We start from the raw sequence: 23,716 nt of genomic DNA, 5'->3' as shown, positions 1-23,716 counted from the left end.
AGGAGGATATTTTATTAATTTTTTATAAAAACACTCTTTACATTAACAAATTGTCATGGTAAACTGTATATAAATTATAAATGAAATGCAATGGAGCATTTCATTCAAAATTTATAATTTTTGTTTAAAAATTTATCAAGTGATTCTTAGGTTCAGGTGGAGTTCGCTTATGAGAACTGCTTTTCTCCAGCTGAGACTTAGAAGAACTTATCCAGGCGCGTAACAGTGCTTATCCCCCTACTTTGATGGAAGATGGGGGTGTTAGCAATGGTAGCGCTCGGATAAATAGTTAGAGGGCAGCGGAGCTTAAAATATTTTAGGTATTTTAGGCTCTTTTTCATTTAGTAACCTTGGAGGAGGTGTACCAAAATAGTGAATGACAAAATATTAAGTGTGGGAATTGACATTGGTACCACCACTACACAAGTTATATTTAGTGAAATCACAATACAAAATACAGCGGATTCTTTTTTTGTACCAAAAGTTAAAATTGTAGATAAAAGAATAATTTATAAAGGTAAAATATACTTTACCCCACTGGTATCCAGAAAAAGCATAAATTTAGAAAAACTAAAATCCATAATACAGCAGGAATATAATAGAGCCAATGTGAAAAAAGAACACATTTCTACCGGGGCAGTAATAATAACCGGAGAAACTGCAAGGAAAGAAAATGCACAGCAGGTTTTAAATATTCTTTCAGACTTTGCAGGGGATTTTGTAGTGGCAACTGCCGGGGCTGATCTGGAATCAATACTGGCAGCATATGGGGCCGGAGCTTACAAGGTTTCTAAAAATATTTCCGGGAAAGTTGTAAATTTTGATATAGGAGGTGGTACAACTAATGCATGTGTGTTTAGTGAAGGAAAAATAGTGGATTCTTTTGCCCTGCATATAGGAGGAAAGTTAATTGAATTTGATGACAGCGGTAATATAATTTACATATCTGAAAAGATAGAAAGGCTGCTGGAAAGCTTAAATTTAAATATCAATATCGGCAGCAAGCCTAAATTTTGTGATTTAAATATGCTTGTAAGTAAATCTGCAGATATTATTTTTAAAATTGGAAGTAACATAAATTTATCTTCAGAAGAAATGGAGCTTTTTATCCAGCATAAAAATAAAGAATTGACGGCACCACTATTTATGTTTTCAGGAGGGGTTGCGGAATTTGTATATAGTGATTATGAGGTAAATACACTGGAGGATACTTTAAAGTACAAGGATATAGGACCACTTCTAGGAGTGTATATAAGAGGCATTTTAAAGGAAGGTAAATATAAATTTTTGGAACCAGAGGAAAAAATAAGGGCCACAGTAATAGGGGCAGGAAGTCATTCTATAAGAATAAGCGGAAGTACCATAATTTTTGATGAAGACATACTGCCAATAAAAAATATACCTATTATAAAGATAAAGGATGATTTGTTAGAAGACCAAGATGTGATGTATGAATATGTATCAGAAAAAATTAAAATGTATGGTGATTCTATGGTGGCCATTTCCTTTAAGGGACCATTAAGTCCTTCTTATAGGCAAATACAGCTAATGGCTGGAGGAATAATAAAATGTTTTAAAATTATAAAGGATTATCCAATTATAGTTGTGGTAGAAAATGATTTTGCAAAGGCACTTGGACAGACAATAAAAGCTGGGTGTAATTTTTCTAGAAAAGTAATATGTATAGACGGAATTTCCACTGACAATGGAGATTACATAGATATTGGGAAATCTGTTGGTGGAATTATACCTGTTGCTGTGAAAACTTTAATATTTAACAATTAATTCATTGATGGAAATTATAAATAGTTTTGGGAGGGTTTTTAATGCAAAGTGAATTAAAGAAGACATTATCACCATTTCAGCTTTGGGCTATTATAGTTGGTATGGTTATATCAGGTATGTATTTTGGATGGAATAATGCATTGGCATTTGCAGGACCGGTGGGATTTATAATAGCAATAGTAATTGTAACTGTTTTTTATACTGCTTTTATGTTCAGTTATGCAGAACTTTCCACTGCCATACCTGATGCAGGAGGATCTGCAGAATATGCAACTAGGGCTATGGGAAGATTCGGAGGTTTTTTGGCAGGCTTTTCTTCTGTAGTTGAGTTTTTATTTGCTACGCCAGCTATAGCCATATCTATTGGTGCCTATGTTCATTTTATAATACCGGCCGTACCAATAACTGCGGCTGCTCTTGTATTCTATGGAATTTTTGTAATTATAAATTGTGGGGGAGTTAAAACTGCAGCTATAATTGAAACTATAATTACTATTGTTGCCATTGTAGGACTTGTAATATTTACAGGTGCCAGTTTTACTCATATTGATATTACAAGGATAGTGGGACAGGGTGCTTTCCGTGGAGGGGTTGGAGGCGTATTTAATGCTATACCATTTGCCATATGGTTCTATTTAGCTGCAGAAGGCGGGGCAATGTCTGCAGAAGAATGTAAAAATCCAAAGAAAGATGTACCTAAGGGCTTTATACTTGCCATACTTACTCTTGTAGTGCTGGCACTTGTTACTTTTGTATGTACTGCAGGAGTAATGGATGCTAAGGCACTTGGCTCAACTGATTCACCTCTTCCTGATGCACTTGATGTAATATATGGAAAAGGGAATGCATTTTCTAAATTGATGAGTTTTATAGGACTTTTTGGGCTTATAGCTAGTCTTCATGGAATAATAATTGGATATTCAAGGCAGATATTTGCAATGTCAAGATCCAGATATCTACCTAAATTTTTATCAAAAGTGAATTCGAAAGCCTCACCTGTAGCGGCAACAATTATACCAAGTCTTATAGGAATGCTATTTGTACTTTTAAATAGTACTTCAGTAATTATAGTAATTTCAAGTTTTGGAGCTATTGCGCTTCATGCAGTGAGTATGGCGGCACTGTTAATTTTAAGAAAAAAAGAACCTGATTTAGAAAGACCATATAAAGTTTCAATTACACTTCCTATAATATCCCTTGTACTTGATGTAATTTTACTTGTGACTGTTGGGTATTCGAATATATCAACTGTATCTTTTGTAATAGGTGCTTATATACTTGCCATCATATATTATTTTGTATATTCAAGATTTACTGAAGTATCATCAGAAAAGGAGGCATCACAAAAAATTACAGAACAGGATAGGGCAATTTAAATATGTTTAAGACAGGTGATTTCTATGAATTTAAAGACTATTTTATTTAATAAAGTATACAAATTTAAGGATATAAAAGATTTACTGGCTAAGGCCAATGAAAAAAAATCTGGAGATGCCCTTGCAGGAATTGCAGCCTGCAGTACTGCAGAGAGAATTGCGGCAAAAATTGTATTGGCAGATATAACTTTAGAGGATCTTAGAAATAATCCCGTTGTTCCCTATGAAAAAGATGAAGTAACAAGAATTATACAAGATTCCATAGATAAGTTTGCCTATAATAAAATAAAGCATATGACAGTGGGAGAACTTAGAGAGTTTATATTAAGTGCCAAAGAAAGGGATATAAAATTAATAAGAGATGGATTGACTGCTGAAATAATTTCAGCAGTGACAAAACTTATGAGTAATATGGATCTTATATATGCTGCACAGAAAATTTGTAATACCGCATGCTGTAATACTAAAATTGGGGAAAGAGGAACTCTTTCCTCAAGACTTCAGCCAAACCATCCAACGGATGATATAGAGGGAATAATGGCATCGGTTATGGAAGGACTAAGTTATGGTATAGGTGATGCCGTAATTGGATTGAATCCTGTAAATGACAGCATAGATAGTGTATACAGAATTTTGTGTAAATTTAAGGAGTTTACTTCTGAATGGCATATTCCAACCCAAAATTGTGTACTTTCCCATGTAACTACCCAGATGGAGGTTTTAAAGAGGGGAGCACCTATGGACTTGATGTTTCAAAGCATAGCGGGCTCAGAAATATCCAACAGGAATTTTGGCATAAATACTGCCCTTATGGATGAGGCCTACTTCCTTATGAGAGAAAATAAGTATTCAAAGGGAGCAAATTTTATGTATTTTGAAACGGGACAGGGTTCAGAACTTTCCTCGGATGGAAACAATGGTGCGGATCAACTTACCATGGAAGCCAGGTGCTATGGTTTTGCAAAAAGGTATAATCCATTTTTAGTAAATACAGTGGTAGGATTTATAGGTCCTGAATATTTGTATGATGGAAGCCAGGTTATAAGAGCTGGACTTGAAGATCACTTTATGGGTAAACTTACTGGCTTGCCTATGGGAGTTGATGTATGCTACACAAACCATATGAAGGCAGAACAAAATGATATGGATAATCTAGCAATGCTTTTAACAAATGCTAATTGTGCTTATTTTATGGGAATTCCCTGTGCTGATGATGTAATGCTTATGTACCAATCCACAAGCTATCATGATATTGCAACTCTTAGAGAAATTACAGGTAAAACTCCCATTAAAGAATTTGAAAGAAGACTGGAACAGCTGGGTATTTTACAAAATGGAAAGCTTACAGATATAGCTGGAGATGCTTCACTGTTTTTAAAAAAATCAATGGTCTAGTGAGGTGAGATTGTGGATAGCAATTATGAAATATATAAGCGTATGAAAAAATCAACAAATGCAAGAATTTGTGTGGGCAGGGCAGGAACTAGGTATAAAACTGAAACTCTTCTAAAATTGAGAGCAGATCATGCAGTGGCAATGGATGCAGTTTGGTCACATGTAGATGAAAGTATTATAGATAAGCTTAATTTTTTAAAGGTTCAAACCATGGTAAAAGATAAGGAACAGTATATACAAAGACCTGACCTTGGAAGAAAATTTTCCAAAGAAACTATGGAGTATATAAAGGATAACTGTATAAAAAATCCGGATGTTCAAATAATAGCTGGAGATGGATTAAGTTCTCCGGCTATTACAGTTAATTTAGAAGATATATACGGTATAATAATTGACGGACTTAAAGCAAAAGGATATAAAATAGGAACTCCTATATTTGTAAAGTATGCCAGGGTAGCTACCATGGATAAAATAAGCGAGGCATTAAATGCGAAAGTTACCATTATTCTTATAGGTGAAAGACCGGGACTTGCAACAGGTGAAAGTATGAGCAGCTATATGGCTTATGAATCAAGTACTAAAAAGCCTGAATCTCAAAGAACTGTAATTTCAAATATACATAGAAGTGGTACTCCTCCAGTAGAAGCAGGGGCACAAATTGTATATTTGGTAGATTTGATGATGCAGGAAAAGAAAAGTGGTATTGAACTTAGGATATCAAGTGACATGAAATTAACTTAAAAGATCTGCTGCACAACTAACTGGATAGTTTGGCTGTGGGCAGACCTTTTTTATTTGAGCTAACAATTAAGAGTTTTTGCTTTAAAATCTAATGGGATATAGGAAATAATAATTTATTAATGGCCTTATCTATACTTGTATCATTTGGATTATTAAGCCATTTGGAAGAAATCACAACATATGTACGGTTGACTGATTTACTTTTTAAATAAGAATAGATTATCTGAGATTCGTCCATTTTTTCCTTATGGAGTTCTATGGACTTTTTTGGAGTTTTATTATCAAAGTAAAATAAAATATTACTTTTTAAGGAAGAACTTAATTTTTCAAAACCAAGGCATTTTAGATGATATTTTTTACTAAAGATAATTTCATTTCCTTTAATGAGAAAAAATTTCACACTATTACATTCTAAATATTCAAGCAAAGCTATATTCTTATTCTTTTTTGTGAATTTAGAGATTTTGGCTTTATTTAGCAGATAATTTACTGCACTTATATAATCCCTATATTTAGCGGCACTTTCAAAATTAAATTTTTCTGATGCTTTATTCATGTTGTATTCCATTTCTTTAATGATACTTTTATCAGTGCCGTTGAGCAGATTTATTATTTTATCAAAAATAGCGGAGTACTGTTTTTTTTCAGTACTGCCTAAGCACATACCTAAACATAAGCCTAAAGAATAATTTAAACAGCATGAAGCTTTTTGGAAATTGCTGCTGCAAAATATTTTACAGCATTCCTTTATACCCTGAATACCTCGTTCTACTGTGTTTCTACTTGAGTATGGTCCAAAATAAAGATTTCCATCATTTTTTACATATTCATTGGAGATTTTAATATCAGGATATTTCTGGTTAATCTTTATATAGCAATAAGATTGGGTATTCTTCATTTGTTTGTTATATATAGGCTTTATTTGTTTTATCAATTTACATTCCAGAATAAATGCTTCGAATTCTGTATCCGTAAGTATATAGTCAAAATCTCTTAGGTTTTTGACTAACTTTAGAACTTTTGGAGTATGTGATTTTGAATTTTGAAAATATGATGCAACTCTGCTTTTTAGATTCTTTGATTTTCCTACATATATGACACTATTAAGGGAATCCTTCATGAGATATACGCCAGGAGAAGAAGGAAGTTTTTTAATTTTTTCTTTTAAATTCATAGACATTTTCTCCTAAACATATACATGATTTTAGTATAGTATAGATTAAAGCTGTGATATATACAAGCGAATTCCATGGATTATAATATGGTTGACTAATCAACTGTATTGTGTTATTTTATCTAATGAAAGGGGCAAAATAGAATTGAATGATAAAGCACAAACTTTAATTAAGTTAACTAACAATATATATAGATGTACCCAGGTTTATATTGATAAAAAACTTAAAAAATATAATCTTACTACAGGTACATACCCATATTTACTTGTATTGAATAAAAAAGAAGGTATAAGCCAAAGTGACATAAGCAGAGAACTTAATGTAGATAAATCCATGTCTGCAAGAACTATTAAAAGATTAATATCACTGGGTTATATAAAAAAAGAGGAAAATAAGGAAGATATAAGGGCATATAAGCTCTATATAACGGACAAGGCCAGAAATATAATTCCCGAAATCATAGAAACCATTCACAATTGGATTGATATTTTAATAGAGGGAAATGATAAGAAGAAGATTAAAATATCTATAGAATTTTTAGAACAAATTTTAGAAAATGGCAAAAAATATAGGGAGAAAAACTGCGAAAGGATGAAAAAGAATTGAATAAGACTGAAAATCAAACCTATGAAAAAAGATGGATAATTTTATTTACTGTTATTTCAGCTACTTTTATGGCCACATTGGATGGAAGCATTGTAAATGTGGCCCTACCTAATATGTCAGATAAACTAAATGTTAATATGGCACAAATTTCATGGGTGGTTACTAGTTTTCTTATAACCATTTCAGCTACCATTTTAATATTTGGAAGACTGGGGGATATAAAAGGAAAAACGAGAGTATTTAAGTTCGGATTGGTAGTTTTCACATTAGGTTCTTTTTTATGTGGGCTTACAGATTCATTACCTTTACTTGTAGCCGCAAGAGTTGTACAGGCAATAGGAGCTGCTGCTACAATGGCCACCAATCAAGGAATTATAACTCAGGTTTTTCCAAAACATGAGAGGGGTAGAGCACTTGGACTGATAGGAACTTTTGTTGCACTGGGTTCTATGGCAGGTCCACCTATTGGAGGGCTAATTGTCTCTGCTGTGAGCTGGGAATATATATTTTTAATTAATGTGCCTATTGGAATAATTGTATTTATAATGGTAATGAAAGTACTACCAAAATCTCATAATGTAGTTGAGGAAAAAGTAGATAGAAAAGGCTCTCTTCTATTTACTGTATTTATAGTACTTTTATTTGGAGCACTGCTTCAAGGCCAGAGTATAGGATACAATAATCCTTTTGTAATAAGTGCCTTTATTATTTCATTTGTATCCTTTGTAATATTTATTATTGTGGAAAATAAAATACAAGTTCCCCTGCTTGAACTTGGAATTTTTAAGAAAAGCTTATTTTCTATAAGTATAATATGTGCCTTTATTTCTTTTATTTGTATTGGTGCTTCAAATATAATATTACCCTTTTATTTTCAGGATGTATTAAAATTTTCACCTGCTGCAACAGGGCTATTTATGATGGTATCTCCTGTGGTATTATCTATAGTGGCTCCTATTAGCGGATATATGTCAGATAAGATTGGCTCGGAAATACTTACATTAATTGGTCTTTTGCTTACAAGCATAGGTCTGTTTTTAATATCCAGTTTAAGTGAAAAATCTTCTCTAATTATTTTAGTAGTATATATAGTAGTTATGACTATAGGAAATGGAATGTTTCAATCCCCTAATAATTCACTGGTTATGTCAACTGTATCTAAAAATAAACTTGGTATAGCCGGAAGTGTAAATGCACTTATTAGAAATCTGGGGTTGGTTTTAGGTACAGCTGTTGCCACTTTACTTCTGTATAATAGAATGAGTTACAGGATTGGATATAGGGTAGTGGATTATGTTAAGGGCAGGGATGATATATTTATCTATGGAATGAGATGGGTATATATATCTGCTGGAATTTTATGTTTAGTGGGAGTTGCAATTACAGCTTTAAGGTTTTATCGCAATAAAGGAGATGAAATCAGACTTAAAATGAAAAAATCAAAAACATCGGAAGATAATGCAATTTGACATATTATTTAAATTAGAAGAATATAATAGAGGGTGAAAGCGTGTATATGAAAGGAATCCAGAATGATTTACTTTAGGTATCCTCATAAATATAAATATCCTTTTGAAGCTGAAGAGCCTTATTATCGTAATGACACTTACAAAGAAGATCTTAAAAAATCCATAAAACTGCAGGAACAAAAGCTTGCCCCTGCTAATTTTAGTATACAGTATCCATTTATAGATCCTTTAAATTGTAAAGGAAGTGGTGTGGATAAAGTCAATAATGAAATTATAAATCAGGTAAGTGAACTTTTTAAAAAACAGGTACTTCAAATTGGAGTTGTAGACTTTAATGAGGTGCTTGGAAATTATGAAGTGATGTTAAATAAAAATGGGATTTTAAGCATATTGTTCAGCATGTATATTTATGTAAATAGGGCAGCCCACGGTTCTACTCTGTATTCTTCTATGACAGCCAATGTAAAAACTGGTCAAATTTATAGTTTCAGTGATCTTTTTAATAGCAAAGTATATTATAAGGGATTTTTAGATCCACTAGCAAAGCAGTATATCAAAGAAAATAATATTACTTTAATTAATGAATACAATGGAATTACTGAAAATCAGCAATTTTATTTAACTCCTAATAGTTTAGTGCTTTATTATCAAATTTATGAATATACACCTTATTACTATGGATTGTTTAAAATAGAAATTCCATATGAGAAAATAGTAAGTATATTAAGTCCTGTTGGTCCCATAAATAAATTGATATAGAAGTGCTAATATTTTTAATGAAAGGGGTATTCTTATTTTAGATACCTCTTTTTGTTGTATTTAAAATTAAGTTATGGTGACAGCACAGCTAAAATAGTTACCTTATGTAGGTGGCATTTAAATATATCAGTATCTATTTAAGAAAAAATAGTTGTTAATATATTGAAAGTATCTAAAAAAGATATTATAATATTTATATACCACTGGAAAAAGTACTCTTCATAAGTAAGTTCAATCTGATCCCTAGAATCATCTCATGAGAGTAAATTAAAGGAGTAAAGAGCTTAATGATATTAAAAAAGTTTGATAAAAATTATAATTTTATTTCCATATTTAATACAGAAAATGGATTTTATATGAGAACAGGAATATTGAATGACAGGGGAAAAGACACTGGAGTAGAAGCATTCCAATCTTCTTTTCCCGAACTTATAGATATAGGAATTATGGGTCATTGTATTCATGGAAAATCTGGATTGTGCTTAAAGGCAGGAGTTCAATGCTATCAAGATGGCATGAATATACAGGATGAAAATATGAGTTTAGAAAATTATATTACAATAATAAATGAAATAAAAGGGAAGACTTTCCAGGTAGCCCTTGGAGGAAGAGGTGATCCTAATAAACATGAAAACTTTGGTGAAATATTAAAGTATACAAGGATAAATAATATTGTTCCCAATTATACCACCTCAGGATTTTTGTTAAATGAGACAGAAGTGGAATTGACAAAAAAATATTGTGGCGCAGTTGCAGTCTCATGGTATTTTCATGAGTATACTACAAAGGCCATAGACATGTTTATACATTCTGGCATGAAAGTTAATATTCATTATGTATTGAATAATAAAAGTATTGAAGAAGCATTATACATGCTTCATAATAATAGCTTCCCTAAAGGCATAAATGCAGTTATATTTTTGTTACATAAGCCTGTGGGCCTGGGCAAAGAAGATAAAGTGTTAAAATGTGAAGACATACCTGTAAAAAATTTCTTTAGTAATATAATGTCAAAAAAACATTCTTTCAAAATAGGTTTTGACAGCTGCAGTGTACCGGCATTAATAAATTTTAATAATAATTTCAATATTCATAGTATTGATACCTGTGAAGCAGCTAGGTGGTCAATGTATATTACCCCGGATATGAAAGCTCTGCCCTGTAGTTTTGATCAGAAATTAAAATGGTCTGTGGAGTTAAAAAATAAAAGTATAAGTGATGCCTGGAACAGTGATATATTTGAAAGTTTTAGAAATAAACTAAAAAAATCATGTCCCAATTGCAGGGAAAAAGTTAATTGCATGGGAGGATGCCCATTATGCAGAAGTATTATATTGTGCAATAGAGAGGAAATGTATAAATTATGAAAATAAGAATGGATTTTGTTACCAATAGTTCTTCATCAAGTTTTATCTTAGGTGTAAAAGATGAACTGACAGAGGAAAAAATATTAAATATGATGAAAGTACCCGAAGATTCACTTCTGAGAGGGTTAGCTGAGGAGTTTGCCTCTATTATTTATTCAAACTTATCAAAATTTAAATTAGATGAAATATTAGAAGATTACGGATGTGAAGATATTTCCGAATTGCCAGATATGTATAAGAAAATAATTGGTAATGATGAATTTATATTTTATGAAGGTGCAGTATCAGATGAAATAAGTAATATCTATAGTACTCTATGTCATATGGATTTTGATTATGAAGATGAAAATTTTATATTTTATAAGGAAGCCGGATATTAGAGAAGATACGAATAGTCAATTTGGATTATTGCCTATTCGTGTATATAAAATTTAACATAAACTGCCTTACCAATAACTTTGAAAGAATCTTCTTCTAGATCTTTTTTAGACAATGCTATAGGGTTATATTTATGATTTTCTGGTAATATTATTAAGTTATCTCCACATTTTAATACTCTCCTTAGTATAATACCTATATTTTTCACCTGTATAAGCATTAATTTATTATCTTCTATATAATCCTGTTTACAAATACACACTAAATCGTCTTTAAATATACGGGCATTTGACATGCTGTCATCTTTAATTTTAAAGAAAAAGTAATTTTTAGAAAGCTCCTGAGGCTTGTCAAAATATTCATATCCGCTGATATTTTCAGCGATAAATAGTGATGGATGATTTTTAGTAATTTGAAATATAGGAATCCTTGAGAGGTAATTGGATTCCACTTTTTTTATGTTTGTTACCCCAATTAGATAATCTATTGAAACATTAAAATGATCTGATAAAAGCTTCAGTGTTTCAATATTAGGCTGTAGTCTTCCAAGTTCATATTTTGATATATTTGCTTTGGTGAGATTTAAAATTGAAGCAATTGCTCCTTGGGTTAAATTGTTTTCTTCTCTAAGTTCTCTAAGTCTCATTGCAAAATTCATAACTGTACCAACTCCCAAGTATATTTTATAATAAATACAATAAAAACCATATTTTATTTCTAAAAAAGATATGACATTATAAAAGTTTCTAAAAAAGCTACCCGTATTACTCGAAAATTGTCTAAAATATCTCCAGTAACAGGTTGGTATAAGTACTGCAAAAATACCTAAATATATAAATTTCCAAGAATAAAAATACTTATAAAAGCTTTGGGGATCCCCAGAGCTTTTATAAATTAAAGTAAATTCAACAGTATTGAAAATATTTAGCTTATGGAAATATAAATATTACAAAAATGTAAGATTTATATTTAAGTTGTAAGATTGAAGTCATTGCTATAGTACAGCCGAAAAAATATAATGAAAATAAAGATGATTATCTGTAACAAATTATAGAAAAAGGGGAAAAGCTATGGGTGATATATTGAAAGTTGAAAATTTATCAAAAATTTACGGTGAAGGAGAGAATAAGGTAGAGGCATTAAAAAATGTATCTTTTACTATAAATAGAGGTGAATTTATAGCAATAATGGGAGCTTCTGGTTCAGGCAAGAGTACACTTCTCCACATGATAGGAGGACTTGATAGGCCAACAGATGGAAAAGTGTATGTTGATGGTGAGGACATATATAAATTAAATGAACAAAAGCTGGCTATATTCAGAAGAAGAAATATTGGTTTTGTATTTCAATTCTTTAACCTTATACCGGTGTTGGATGTAGAAGAAAATATATCTCTTCCTGCACTTTTAGATAAGGAAAAAGTAGATAAGAATTATTTAAATGAAGTAATAGATATGTTGGGATTGAAAGATAGGATTGGGCACCTTCCATCCCAGCTTTCAGGGGGGCAGCAGCAAAGGGTATCCATTGGCAGGGCCCTTATAAATAAGCCTGCTTTGATTCTGGCAGATGAACCTACTGGAAATTTGGACAGTAAAAATGGCAGGGAAGTTATAGAACTTTTAAAATTGTCCTCTAAAAAATATAATCAAACTTTGATTGTTATAACCCATGATATGAATGTGGCTGAGCAAGCAGAAAAGATAATTACCATAAGTGACGGGGAGATAAAATGGAATGAGTAAATTTAAATAGGGGGTGATAGATACATGAAAAGCTATAAGGAAATAACAAACAAACATTTAAAACACAATAAAAAGAGAACGGTACTTACTATTTTTGGGATAATACTTTCTGTGGCCCTAATAACCTCTGTGGGACTTTTTATAAAGAGCTTGCAAAATTCATTTATTGAAAGTACCATAAAATCAGAAGGTGGATTTCATGTTGAAATTTCAGATATAAGTAATGAAGATTATAATGAATTAAAAAACAATGCTAAAATTGATACCATAGGTATTCAGGAAAACTGGTTTGAATGTGATGTAAATGGAGGCAAGAAGATAGAAATTGATAAGTTCGATAAAAATTCTCTGGAGCTTTTGCCAGACTATTATAAAGCCATTAAAGGAAGGCTTCCACAGAAAGAAGGGGAAATAGCACTTGAGAATTGGATATTTAAATATATGGACAATTCCACCAAAATAGGTGATACTGTAAAATTAAGAACAGCTGATGGAGAGATAAAAAATTTTAAAATTACAGGAATTATTCCAAATCAAATTCAAACTCAGTACAGTGGAATTGCTTTAGGAATGACCTATTCAAATAAATTTGACATGAAAAGATCAACGATATATATGACTATATATAAAAGTGCAGGAATACGTAATACCGTAGATGAGTTAAGTAAGAAATTTAAGGAAAACTGCATAAGTAATAAGCATCTATTGGATTACTTAGGTGAAGGCAGCAGTGATTTGAATAAAAGTCTGTATTCTACAGCAGCAATAGTAATAGTTATAATTATAATGGCTACTACAGCAGTTATATATAATTCATTTCAAATAAGTGTAATGGAGAGAATTAAACAGTTTGGACTTTTAAGGGCCGTGGGAGCCACACCTTCCCAGATAAGAAAAATAGTTTTAAGAGAAGCTTCCATAATAAGTATTGTGGGGATTCCGCTGGGACTTCTAGGGGGAATATTTGCAATGTTTGTGGTAAGTAAAGTATTTAGTATAATGTCAGATACACTATTTGGGACTTTAAAAATAGTAATTCCATACTATGTACTTATTATAAGTGTTCTGGTAGGATTAGCAGCTGTATATATATCTGCATTTATTCCTGCAAGATCTGCAGGGAAGGTATCACCTTTAGCTGCCATAAGCAGTAGGGCATATATATCAAAGGAAAAGATAAATAGAAACAGAGGAAGAATACTTAAAAATTTTTTAAATGTGGAAAGTGTTATGGCATTTAAAAATATAAAAAGAAATAGGAAAAAGTTCAGAGTCACTGTCTTTTCCATGGTAATAAGTATAGCCTTATTTATATTCTTTTCCGCCTTTATAAGTATGATGCAAAATTTCACAGAGGCTCCGTCTGAAAGTGATAAAATGCATTTTCAGGTTATTGGTATAATTGATAAAAGTGGTGATAGCTCACTTAAGACTGATATTATAAATAAAATAAAGAAAAATAATCTTGTAGATAAAGCATATATATCCTATGGAACCTATAAGTCAAATATTTTTATTTCTGATAGTGAAAAGAACAATTATGTAGATAAAAATGCACCTGAAATATATAAAAAAGTAAATTTTGAAAATCAAGTTATGAATTCTCTGGATACAGTCATTGACATATATGACAAGGATAAAATGACGAGTATTAAAGACTATATAAAAGATGGTAAAATGGATACTGATTACATGAAACAGGAAAATGGAGTTATTATAGTTAAAAATAATATAATAACTGTAAATAAAAAATATTATAATTGTGCAATTAGCAATTTAAAAGTTGGGGATAGTTTTTATATAAATAAAAACATGTTCTATAAGGGCATGACTGGTGAAGATTATACGGAAGAGAATAATGGTTCCAATTTAACAAATTACAACATGGTTAAAGCTAAAGTGGCAGCTGTAGTAGAAAGTGAACCTTATTATTTTTATAATGGTGATAATAGGGCTTTCCATATAATAATGACAAAAGATGTTATGAAAAATATAACTGGAAAAGATACAGATAACCTCCCAATTAAAACAGCAGATATAACGTTGAAAGATGAGAAAAATGAGGATAAATTCAATGAATTCATACAGCCTTTATGTGATAGCAATGGGGTAAAATTAAGAGATATAGTTAAAATAAATCAGTCAAGGAGAGCGGATTCACTTCAGCTTTTAATTCTTATGTACGGGTTTATAGCTGTAATATCTTTCATAGGGGCCGTTAATATAATAAATACCATAACTACAAACTTGGTTTTAAGAAGAAAAGAAATAGCCTCTTTAAATGCGCTTGGCATGACTTATGAAAATATAAGATTTATGATTTTAACAGAAGGAGTTCTATATGGATTATATGGTGCTTTTTATGGAGGAATTGTAGGAAGCCTACTATCTTATGCATTATCTTCTCCTATGAGAAAAATTATGGATTTTACATGGACTATCCCATGGAATATGATATTTATTAGTGCAATAGCTGCAGTATTTATAGGACTCATATCTGTAATTAAACCTCTATCAAAGATTAAAAAAGAAAATATAATAGATGTCATAAGAGAAGAAGATTAGTTATAATCTATCAGATGATTATTACAACACATATTTTAAAATATAATTTTTAGTGGAGGTGGCTAATTTGAATAAAATATTGCTTCTTGAGGATGATAAAGCACTGGCCCTTGGCATTGAATTTACACTTATAGATGAAGGATATGATGTTGTAAAATGCTCATATGCTCGGGAAGCAGTAGAGGCTTTCAATAGTGAAGTTTTTGATATTTTGGTGTTAGACGTGATGCTTCCAGATGGAAATGGATATGATGTATGTAAATATGTACGTAAAAAAAGTCAGGTTCCAATTATATTTCTAACAGCCTGTGATGAAGAAGTAAATGTAGTTTTGGGACTGGATATAGGAGCAGACGATTATATAACAAAACCCTTTAGGGTAAAGGAATTTGTATCTAGGGTTAAAGCTATTTTGAGGAGAACAGAAAGCAATAATTATAAGCCTAAAATATTTAGATGCAAAGATATAGTTTTGAATACAGAAACATTGGAAGCCTATAAAAGAGGACATGATTTAGCACTTTCCATACAGGAATATAAGCTTCTTTTACTATTTATGAATAATGCCCAGAGGGTCATGAGTAGGGAAGAGATATTGGATAATTTAACTGATGGAAGCGGGGAGTACTTTGATACAAATACTCTTTCTGTGTATATAAAAAGGATAAGAGAAAAGATAGAACAGGATTCTTCAAGTCCTGAGTACATAAAGACTAAAAGAGGTTTTGGGTACCAGTGGGATATAAAAGTTGAAAGGGAGTAAAATAATATGATTTTGTACTATGAAAATCCGGAAATTAAGAGGAGTTCATGCATTATATTGATTCTGGCAATAGCATTTATAGCAGTGAACTCTTTTATTCTCCATAGGGGTTATGAAATGGTGAAAAAAGATTATATAAATAACAATGTAGCTTTAATAGGAAAAATAGTAAGAATTCACCCCGAACTTGAAGATGAAGTGGTGCCTATAATAACAAAGGAAAGCAGCTTAAAAGATGTTGAGTTTGGAATAAAAATACTGAATAAGTATGATTATAAGGAAAATTTAAATATAAACTTATTACCTGGATTAAAAGAGGATTATAGTACTTTGAGTAAATCTATGCTTTTTTCTATGGCATGTTTTTTTATAATTGTATTTTTAATAAATAGCATGGAATATGTAAAAATGTATAGAAAGCTGGAGAGTCTTATGTTTGCAGCAAAAAATGTAATAGATTACAATTTTGATGTAGGTATTTATGAAAATACCGAAGGTATATTTGCAAGGCTTGCTCATACATTTAACAATATGAGAGCTATTTTAAAAAATAACTTAATTCAAATTCAGAAAGAAAAAAATTTTCTAATAAATACCCTGTCAGATATATCCCACCAGATAAAAACTCCTATTTCTTCTTTGATAATATATAATGACATACTTTTAAATAGAAAAATAAATGAAGAAAAGAAAATTGAATTTTTAAGGATTAGCCAGAATCAGCTAAATAGAATTCAGTGGCTTGTAAAGAGTTTGCTTCAACTTGCAAGACTTGATGTAGGAGCAGTAAGATTTGAAATAAAAAGTAATGATATAAATAAAACTGTAACAGCTTCTATAGAATCACTTAAAATAAAGTCAGAAAGTGCAAATGTTAAAGTTGAATTTTATCCTGAAGAGAATGAAATTATGATTAATCATGATCCAAATTGGATAAATGAAGCTATTATAAATATAATTAAGAATGCCATTGAGCACACTAAACCAGGTGGGAAAGTTCAGGTATTTACGGAGAAATCTCAGGTATGTTCTAGAATAATAGTTAAGGACAATGGCGAAGGAATACACAGGGAAGAAATTAAACATATATTTGAGAGATTTTATAAGGGAAGAACAAATAGAAGTGAAGAATCTATTGGAATTGGGCTGGCACTTTCAAAATCCATAATTGAAGGAAATCAGGGTATGATTAATGTAAAAAGTAAAATAGGTAAAGGAACTACCTTTGAGGTTGTTTTTTTAAATAGGTTCATTTGATTTATCCATATATCAAAAATTAAGAGGATTATATATAATAAATTATATCAATTATTGAAGAAAGGAATGTGTATGATTTCTGATTTTTTACTGGTAGGAGGAATTATTTGTGCCGCTATAGTTATAATGGTGGTTAAAGATAAAAAATCAAATAAATAACATTCTATATTAATAGCACACAGAATTTAAGATGCTAATATTTTTTAAATCTAAAAAACTACTTTATCTGTCGTAGTAATTGTGTTATAATAAAATTACTACGACAGATAAAGTAAAATGAGGTGAATTCTTTGATAAGTAGTGATGTTATCCGGGGATATAATGATATAATCATTCTTTTTATGCTTTTAGAGGATGAATCTTATGGATATGAAATATCAAAAAATATCAGAAGGTTATCTGAGGATAAGTATATTATAAAAGAAACTACTCTTTATTCAACATTTAATCGACTTGAAAAAAACAAATATATAGAGTCTTTTTATAAGGATGAAACCTTTGGAAAAAGACGTACTTATTATAGAATTACTCCTCTTGGTCGAGTGTATTATAAAGAAAAGTGTCGGGAATGGGATTTGACAAAAGAAGTAATAAATAAATTTATCAAGGAGAGCTAACAAAATGGAAACTATAAAAAATTATTTGGACAATGTATTCGCCGCCCTTCCAAAAACAGATGAACTATTTAAACTAAAAAATGATTTATTGATTAATATGGAGGAAAAGTACAATGAGTTAAAAAGTGAGAAAAAATCAGAAAATGAAGCTATTGGTATTGTAATTTCAGAGTTTGGCAATATTGATGAATTAATCGGTGAACTTGGAGTTAATCTTCATGAAGATGAGATGAATTTTCCAACTATTACTGAGGAAGAAGTAAAGAATTATATGACTATGAAAAAACAAACAGGTATATTAGTGGGAATAGGTGTGTTTTTGTGTATTACAGGTACTGCTTTATTAATATTAATTACTACTCTTGTAGATGAAGGTATTATTGGCAGAGGATTTTCTGAAGATACAGGATATATGATTGGTCTTATTACATTATTCGTTATGATCGTACCTGCAGTGGCTCTATTTATTTATTCCGGTATGAAGTCTGAAAGATATAAATATTTGAAAAAAGGTTTTAATGTGCCCCTTTCTGTAAAATCCCTATTGCAGCAGAGATATAATGATTTTACATCAACTTATATGGTATCTTTAATACTAGGTGTGTGTCTTTGTGTCTTATCTCCAGTTTCAATTTTTGCAGCATCTGTTTTTGGAGATACTGCATCTATCTATGGAGTAATTATCTTACTTATTATAATAGCAATTGCTGTTTTTATATTTATATATTATGGAAGTATTAAAGAAAGTTTTACATTTATTTTAAGGATTGATAATTTTTCAAAAGAAAATGTAGAAAATAATAAAGTTATTGGTGCAGTTGCTGCTATAATATGGCCTTTGGCGGTGTGTATTTTTTTAGTTAGTGGGCTTGTTTTTGATAAATGGTATATTAATTGGATTGTATTTCCTATAACTGGTATTTTATTTGGGATGTTCAGTTCAGTTTACAGTATTATCAAAAAACGAAAAAATTAACAGTTCATTTCCTTTTATGGTGATACAATTAAGATGTAAACTGTCGCATCAATATAGGTGACTGTATTTGCGAAGAAAAAGATGAATATAGTTGCGATGGCTAATAATAAATATTCGTGGATAAATAAAGTGCAGTTATAGTATAGATTTTAATTTGAGAGATTCTGAGAGGACTGAATAGATTTTTCGTCCACCTCCAATAGTGTAAAAAAACCGGGGGTTCGACAAATTAAAAAAATAAGATTTAATAAGGGTTTATGACTTTTGTTAACATTTCATTAACATATTGATATTTTCATAAACCCTGTTATAATAATATGTGGATGGGATTTTAGATTACCTATGAGGAATTGAAACAAAAAAGAAATGATTGTTTTAAGTCTTCAAGGCTTGGGATTTTAGATTACCTATGAGGAATTGAAACTAGGAAAATTACATATTACATCCTTTCCACGTTTTAAGATTTTAGATTACCTATGAGGAATTGAAACCGATGCACCTTCTCCGTTTCTATCAAAGAACGTATTTGATTTTAGATTACCTATGAGGAATTGAAACTCTCATTGATTAATGAAAAATCGTGTTAGGCGGATACGATTTTAGACTACCTATGAGGAATTGAAACCTTTTAAAAAAAATCATACTTTATTCCTCCTGACTAGATTTTAGACTACCTATGAGGAATTGAAACTATTGCATACCTCTGCAAGTCCAATCTGGATTTAATAGATTTTAGACTACCTATGAGGAATTGAAACTCATCAACCAGCATATATCTTTCTTTTCCTTTTCCTGGATTTTAGACTACCTATGAGGAATTGAAACTTAGATATGGTGCAAAACAAGAAATGCTATCTTATAGATTTTAGACTACCTATGAGGAATTGAAACTTATAATACATAAGGACAGTTATACAATAAAAGATTGATTTTAGACTACCTATGAGGAATTGAAACAAAGGGAATGTGTTTTTCCTTCTTTAGAATCCACTAAGGATTTTAGACTACCTATGAGGAATTGAAACAAAGAAGAATTGGAGGGAAATGATGTGAGTAAGAAAAAGATTTTAGACTACCTATGAGGAATTGAAACTTTTTCTTAGGATACTGCTGCAATACAGCACTTTTCAGATTTTAGACTACCTATGAGGAATTGAAACTAACATTCTTGTAACTTAGTAATAGCAATAATTTGTCCGATTTTAGACTACCTATGAGGAATTGAAACCCTCCACTGTATCTCCGACATTAGCTCCTAGTTTTTCTGATTTTAGACTACCTATGAGGAATTGAAACGTAGAACAAGTCTCAAATGTTTTTTCTACCATTTTCAGATTTTAGACTACCTATGAGGAATTGAAACACATCTTTGATATGCCAATCATATTCTTCATCTTGAAAGATTTTAGACTACCTATGAGGAATTGAAACAAAAGAAAATGGAGGGAAATGAATAATGACAATGAAAGATTTTAGACTACCTATGAGGAATTGAAACGAAAATATCATGCGGGAGCAATAGCAGTTACACAGGATTTTAGACTACCTATGAGGAATTGAAACCTCCTCAAGAACAACAGGCTATCATGGATGTGACAGATTTTAGACTACCTATGAGGAATTGAAACAAGCTATAACTTTGGATAATACAGGAAATGCAAGCAAGATTTTAGACTACCTATGATGAATTGAAACAGATTAAGCAAAAAGAGCGTTTTGAAAAAATATTGGATTTTAGACTACCTATGAGGAATTGAAACAGGGCTTTAGCCAAAGAAAAAGGAATTGTATAACTACCAGATTTTAGACTACCTATGAGGAATTGAAACTATAAATCCCAAGGCAAAGAAAAAGGGAACCTAGTAGATTTTAGATTACCTATGAGGAATTGAAACTCTAATTCAGTTTTTAAATTCAAAGGAGTAACTGCCTGATTTTAGATTACCTATGAGGAATTGAAACTAAGTTAAATCTATGCTCTTTATGTTAGCTTTTCTCATGATTTTAGATTACCTATGAGGAATTGAAACTAAATTTACTGAGAGCAAACAGGTTGAAAATAGTTAGATTTTAGATTACCTATGAGGAATTGAAACTTTGATCTGTTGTTAACGTAACTGCATTTAGAGCAGGATTTTAGATTACCTATGAGGAATTGAAACATTGTTTCATTATACTCTTTTATTGTTTCATTTAAGATTTTAGATTACCTATGAGGAATTGAAACTAGTTACTTGTTGGACTCCACCATCACCTAAAATTTCAGATTTTAGATTACCTATGAGGAATTGAAACCAGACTATAACAAAACACATAGAAAATATTCTAAAGGATTTTAGATTACCTATGAGGAATTTGAATCAATAATAAAAATTTTATAATTTTACTAATGTGTTTAAACAACCCCTGGGTTGTTTTTTATAGTTATCATTTTTTGATGATTATGAGAAAGATTATTATGATATAATTATGTAAATAAAGTATTCTAGTTCATAAAAATATAATTTGTGGAAGGGAGAATTACAGTTGGATATAAATGGCGTGTTTTTATGGTATTATAATATTTGCAAAAGAGAATTATGGCTTATGTCCAGAAAAATTGTACCGGATCAGCAGGATGAAAATGTAGATATAGGAAGATTTATACACCAAAATACTTATAAAAGAAACAAAAAGGAAATAAGTTTTGGCAATATAAAATTTGATGTAATATTTCGCTCCAAGGATAACATGGTAATAGGGGAAACCAAAAAATCATCTAAATATAAAGAAGCATCTAAATGGCAGCTGATGTTTTATCTAAAGACCTTAAAAGATGCAGGGATACATGCCAGTGGTCAGCTTCTCTATCCTGAAGAGAGAAAAAGAGAAGAAGTTATATTAGATGATACTTCAAGTAAAGAATTGGCCGAAATGATCTCTCACATAGAATATATATGTAGTTTAGACAAGCCTCCTGGTGTAAAAAAGATTCCCTATTGTAAAAATTGTGCCTATAGAGAATATTGCTTTGCTTAGTTAAATTGGAGGTGGATAAAATGAAAAAGGACATTTACATATTTAATGACGGAGAATTAAAGAGAAAAGAAAATACAATATATTTTGAAGGTGAAGATAACAAAAAACACATACCTGTAGAAGAAATAGATACCATATGGATATTTGGAGAAGTCACATTAAATAAAAGATTCTTAGATTTTGTATCTCAAAAAGAAATATGTCTGCATTTTTTTAATTATTTTGGATATTATATGGGAAGCTTTTATCCAAGGGAACATTATAATTCAGGATATGTCATATTAAAGCAGTGTGAGTTTTATTTAGATTTTGATAAAAGGATAAATATTGCAAGGAAAATTATACAAACTGCAGTGGAAAATATAATAGTAGTTCTTAAATACTATAAAAGCAGGGGAATTGAGCTGGAAAGTGAAATAACAGATATTTTTAATAAGTCAAAAACTATGGAAGGGACAGAAAGTATTGAACAGCTTATGGCATTAGAAGGAAACATAAGGGAAAAATACTATACTTGTTTTAATAAAATAATTAAGAACGAAGAATTTAAATTTAGAGGAAGAAGCAAAAGACCTCCTAAGGATAATATAAATGCACTTATAAGTTTTGGAAATTCTGTTATGTATTCTACCGTGCTGGGAGAAATATACCACACACATCTAGATCCAAGAATAGGATATCTGCATTCTACAAATATGAGAAGGTTTACTTTGAATTTAGATATAGCTGAAATATTTAAGCCCATAATGGTGGATAGATGTATATTTTCACTTTTAAATAAAAACATAATTACAGTAAAGGATTTTCAAGAAGAATTTAATGGTATATTGTTATCTGAAAGTGGTAAAAAGAAATTTTTACAAGAGTATAACAGCAAACTCTACACCACCATAAAGCATCCCAATCTTAATAAACCAGTCAGTTATAAGAGATTAATCAGAATGGAGCTTTATAAAATACAAAAACATATTACACAAGATGAAGAGTATGTCGGCTTTATAGCGAGGTGGTAATAATGTTTGTCATTTTAGTTTACGATTTTGGAGAAAAAAGAGTGGGGAAAGCCTTAAAATTATGCAGGAGATATTTAACTTGGGTTCAAAACTCTGTATTTGAGGGGGAACTCAGTATGGCTAATTTTAAAAAATTAAAAATAGAAATAGAGAATATTATGGATAAAAAAGAGGATTCTGTTATAATCTATAAGTTTAACAGTACAAAATACTCAAAAAGAGAACAAATAGGAGTAGTAAAAAATTCTCAGGAACTCTTTATATAATTTAATAATTGGAGCTGATTGGTATGAGACTGAATATAAATTTAAAATTTAAAGATTGTTTGAATTTACCTATACAGTAACAAAAAGTTTATAAAATTCTATAAAGACCAAAGATTTTTATAAACTTTAGCTGCGTACATTCAGAAATGAGTGTAGGACACAGATTTAATTGCAGGTAACGCCTAAAGCCTTACACCACAATATGCGCGAAAGCAGTATATGTAGGGACGAAAGTAGAAAAAACGTAAGGATGGATATAAGGTTAAATCCTAAGTATCTGTAAACAATGGCTGTTCATGCAGGGAAGCTCCTAAGTCGAAAGATATGGAGAACCTTCAACGACTAGGTAGAGATACCGTAGGGAATAAGTGGTTGATTCTCGAAAAGGTCTGCCCTTAACACGTAATGGTGAAGGAGAAGAAATAGTCTTTGCACGTTCTGAAAG

At 30.7% G+C, this 23,716-nt stretch carries 20 protein-coding genes and 1 CRISPR repeat array; of the genes, 18 read left to right on the top strand and 2 right to left on the bottom strand.

The features are described 5' to 3' along the window. Positions 1 to 372 precede the first annotated feature (372 nt). The 4 genes from BS101_RS10105 to eutC are packed head-to-tail and all read left to right on the top strand — an operon-like array spanning position 373 to position 5,297. Positions 373 to 1,785: an ethanolamine ammonia-lyase reactivating factor EutA gene (locus BS101_RS10105; RefSeq protein ID WP_083585694.1), complete on the top strand. Its 1,413-nt coding sequence runs from the start codon at positions 373 to 375 to the stop codon at positions 1,783 to 1,785. Positions 1,786 to 1,826: 41 nt separating this feature from the next. Then, positions 1,827 to 3,161: an ethanolamine permease gene (gene eat / locus BS101_RS10100; RefSeq protein ID WP_073538710.1), complete on the top strand. Its 1,335-nt coding sequence runs from the start codon at positions 1,827 to 1,829 to the stop codon at positions 3,159 to 3,161. A 24-nt stretch (positions 3,162 to 3,185) separates the two neighbouring features. Further along, entirely contained in the window at positions 3,186 to 4,556 is a 1,371-nt protein-coding gene (locus tag BS101_RS10095) for an ethanolamine ammonia-lyase subunit EutB (RefSeq protein WP_073538709.1), read from the top strand. Positions 4,557 to 4,565: 9 nt separating this feature from the next. Continuing rightward, positions 4,566 to 5,297 (top strand): ethanolamine ammonia-lyase subunit EutC, encoded by a 732-nt coding sequence (eutC, locus tag BS101_RS10090; RefSeq protein ID WP_431732551.1) that lies wholly within the window; start codon positions 4,566 to 4,568, stop codon positions 5,295 to 5,297. A gap of 88 nt (positions 5,298 to 5,385) precedes the next feature. Here the strand turns inward: eutC and BS101_RS10085 are convergent, their stop codons facing one another. Beyond that, positions 5,386 to 6,471 (bottom strand): UvrB/UvrC motif-containing protein, encoded by a 1,086-nt coding sequence (locus BS101_RS10085; RefSeq protein WP_073538707.1) that lies wholly within the window; start codon positions 6,469 to 6,471, stop codon positions 5,386 to 5,388. A gap of 145 nt (positions 6,472 to 6,616) precedes the next feature. Between BS101_RS10085 and BS101_RS10080 the strand changes: the two genes are divergently transcribed. The 5 genes from BS101_RS10080 to BS101_RS10060 all read left to right on the top strand — a co-directional run bounded on the left by BS101_RS10080 (position 6,617) and on the right by BS101_RS10060 (position 11,053). Then, positions 6,617 to 7,078 (top strand): MarR family winged helix-turn-helix transcriptional regulator, encoded by a 462-nt coding sequence (locus BS101_RS10080; RefSeq protein ID WP_073538706.1) that lies wholly within the window; start codon positions 6,617 to 6,619, stop codon positions 7,076 to 7,078. Then, positions 7,075 to 8,547 carry an MFS transporter gene (locus BS101_RS10075; protein WP_073538705.1) on the top strand — a complete coding sequence of 491 codons (1,473 nt, stop codon included), beginning with the start codon at positions 7,075 to 7,077 and terminating at the stop codon, positions 8,545 to 8,547. Before BS101_RS10080 ends, BS101_RS10075 begins: the two co-directional genes overlap by 4 nt. 63 nt (positions 8,548 to 8,610) lie before the next feature. Continuing rightward, complete coding sequence (locus BS101_RS10070) at positions 8,611 to 9,306, top strand: RsiV family protein (protein WP_073538704.1); 696 nt, start codon at positions 8,611 to 8,613, stop codon at positions 9,304 to 9,306. A gap of 287 nt (positions 9,307 to 9,593) precedes the next feature. Next, positions 9,594 to 10,673, top strand: a complete 1,080-nt coding sequence (locus BS101_RS10065) for a radical SAM/SPASM domain-containing protein (protein WP_073538703.1) — start codon at positions 9,594 to 9,596, stop codon at positions 10,671 to 10,673. Continuing rightward, positions 10,670 to 11,053, top strand: coding sequence for a hypothetical protein (locus BS101_RS10060; protein WP_073538702.1), 384 nt, complete (start codon positions 10,670 to 10,672; stop codon positions 11,051 to 11,053). Before BS101_RS10065 ends, BS101_RS10060 begins: the two co-directional genes overlap by 4 nt. A gap of 32 nt (positions 11,054 to 11,085) precedes the next feature. On the opposite strand, the gene BS101_RS10055 is transcribed toward BS101_RS10060, so the two are convergent. After that, positions 11,086 to 11,709, bottom strand: coding sequence for a helix-turn-helix domain-containing protein (locus BS101_RS10055; RefSeq protein ID WP_073538701.1), 624 nt, complete (start codon positions 11,707 to 11,709; stop codon positions 11,086 to 11,088). 412 nt (positions 11,710 to 12,121) lie between these two features. On the opposite strand from BS101_RS10055, the gene BS101_RS10050 reads away from it, so the two are divergent. From BS101_RS10050 to cas2, 9 genes are all read left to right on the top strand, one after another. Further along, positions 12,122 to 12,796 carry an ABC transporter ATP-binding protein gene (locus BS101_RS10050; protein ID WP_073538700.1) on the top strand — a complete coding sequence of 225 codons (675 nt, stop codon included), beginning with the start codon at positions 12,122 to 12,124 and terminating at the stop codon, positions 12,794 to 12,796. Between the two features lie 24 nt (positions 12,797 to 12,820). Continuing rightward, positions 12,821 to 15,361 carry an ABC transporter permease gene (locus BS101_RS10045; RefSeq protein WP_073538699.1) on the top strand — a complete coding sequence of 847 codons (2,541 nt, stop codon included), beginning with the start codon at positions 12,821 to 12,823 and terminating at the stop codon, positions 15,359 to 15,361. A gap of 67 nt (positions 15,362 to 15,428) precedes the next feature. After that, positions 15,429 to 16,124 carry a response regulator transcription factor gene (locus BS101_RS10040; RefSeq protein ID WP_073538698.1) on the top strand — a complete coding sequence of 232 codons (696 nt, stop codon included), beginning with the start codon at positions 15,429 to 15,431 and terminating at the stop codon, positions 16,122 to 16,124. Positions 16,125 to 16,130: 6 nt separating this feature from the next. Further along, positions 16,131 to 17,381, top strand: coding sequence for a sensor histidine kinase (locus BS101_RS10035; RefSeq protein ID WP_073538697.1), 1,251 nt, complete (start codon positions 16,131 to 16,133; stop codon positions 17,379 to 17,381). A 290-nt stretch (positions 17,382 to 17,671) separates the two neighbouring features. Then, positions 17,672 to 17,998 carry a PadR family transcriptional regulator gene (locus BS101_RS10030; RefSeq protein WP_012102036.1) on the top strand — a complete coding sequence of 109 codons (327 nt, stop codon included), beginning with the start codon at positions 17,672 to 17,674 and terminating at the stop codon, positions 17,996 to 17,998. Between the two features lie 4 nt (positions 17,999 to 18,002). Next, positions 18,003 to 18,974, top strand: coding sequence for a permease prefix domain 1-containing protein (locus BS101_RS10025; RefSeq protein ID WP_073538696.1), 972 nt, complete (start codon positions 18,003 to 18,005; stop codon positions 18,972 to 18,974). Between the two features lie 327 nt (positions 18,975 to 19,301). Continuing rightward, a CRISPR array of direct repeats spans positions 19,302 to 21,335; the repeat unit is 30 nt; unit sequence GATTTTAGATTACCTATGAGGAATTGAAAC. A gap of 165 nt (positions 21,336 to 21,500) precedes the next feature. Next, on the top strand, positions 21,501 to 21,992 hold the full coding sequence (gene cas4 / locus BS101_RS10020) for a CRISPR-associated protein Cas4 (RefSeq protein ID WP_083585693.1): 492 nt from the start codon (positions 21,501 to 21,503) through the stop codon (positions 21,990 to 21,992). A gap of 20 nt (positions 21,993 to 22,012) precedes the next feature. Further along, entirely contained in the window at positions 22,013 to 23,005 is a 993-nt protein-coding gene (gene cas1b, locus BS101_RS10015; RefSeq protein ID WP_073538694.1) for a type I-B CRISPR-associated endonuclease Cas1b, read from the top strand. 2 nt (positions 23,006 to 23,007) lie between these two features. Then, entirely contained in the window at positions 23,008 to 23,271 is a 264-nt protein-coding gene (gene cas2 / locus BS101_RS10010) for a CRISPR-associated endonuclease Cas2 (protein WP_073538693.1), read from the top strand. The last annotated feature ends 445 nt before the right edge of the window (positions 23,272 to 23,716 follow it).

The organism is Clostridium kluyveri (genome assembly GCF_001902295.1).
GTDB classification, from domain to species: domain Bacteria; phylum Bacillota; class Clostridia; order Clostridiales; family Clostridiaceae; genus Clostridium_B; species Clostridium_B kluyveri_B.
The sequence above is the reverse complement of the archived record's forward strand: the minus strand, read 5'-3'. Positions and strand labels throughout refer to the sequence as shown.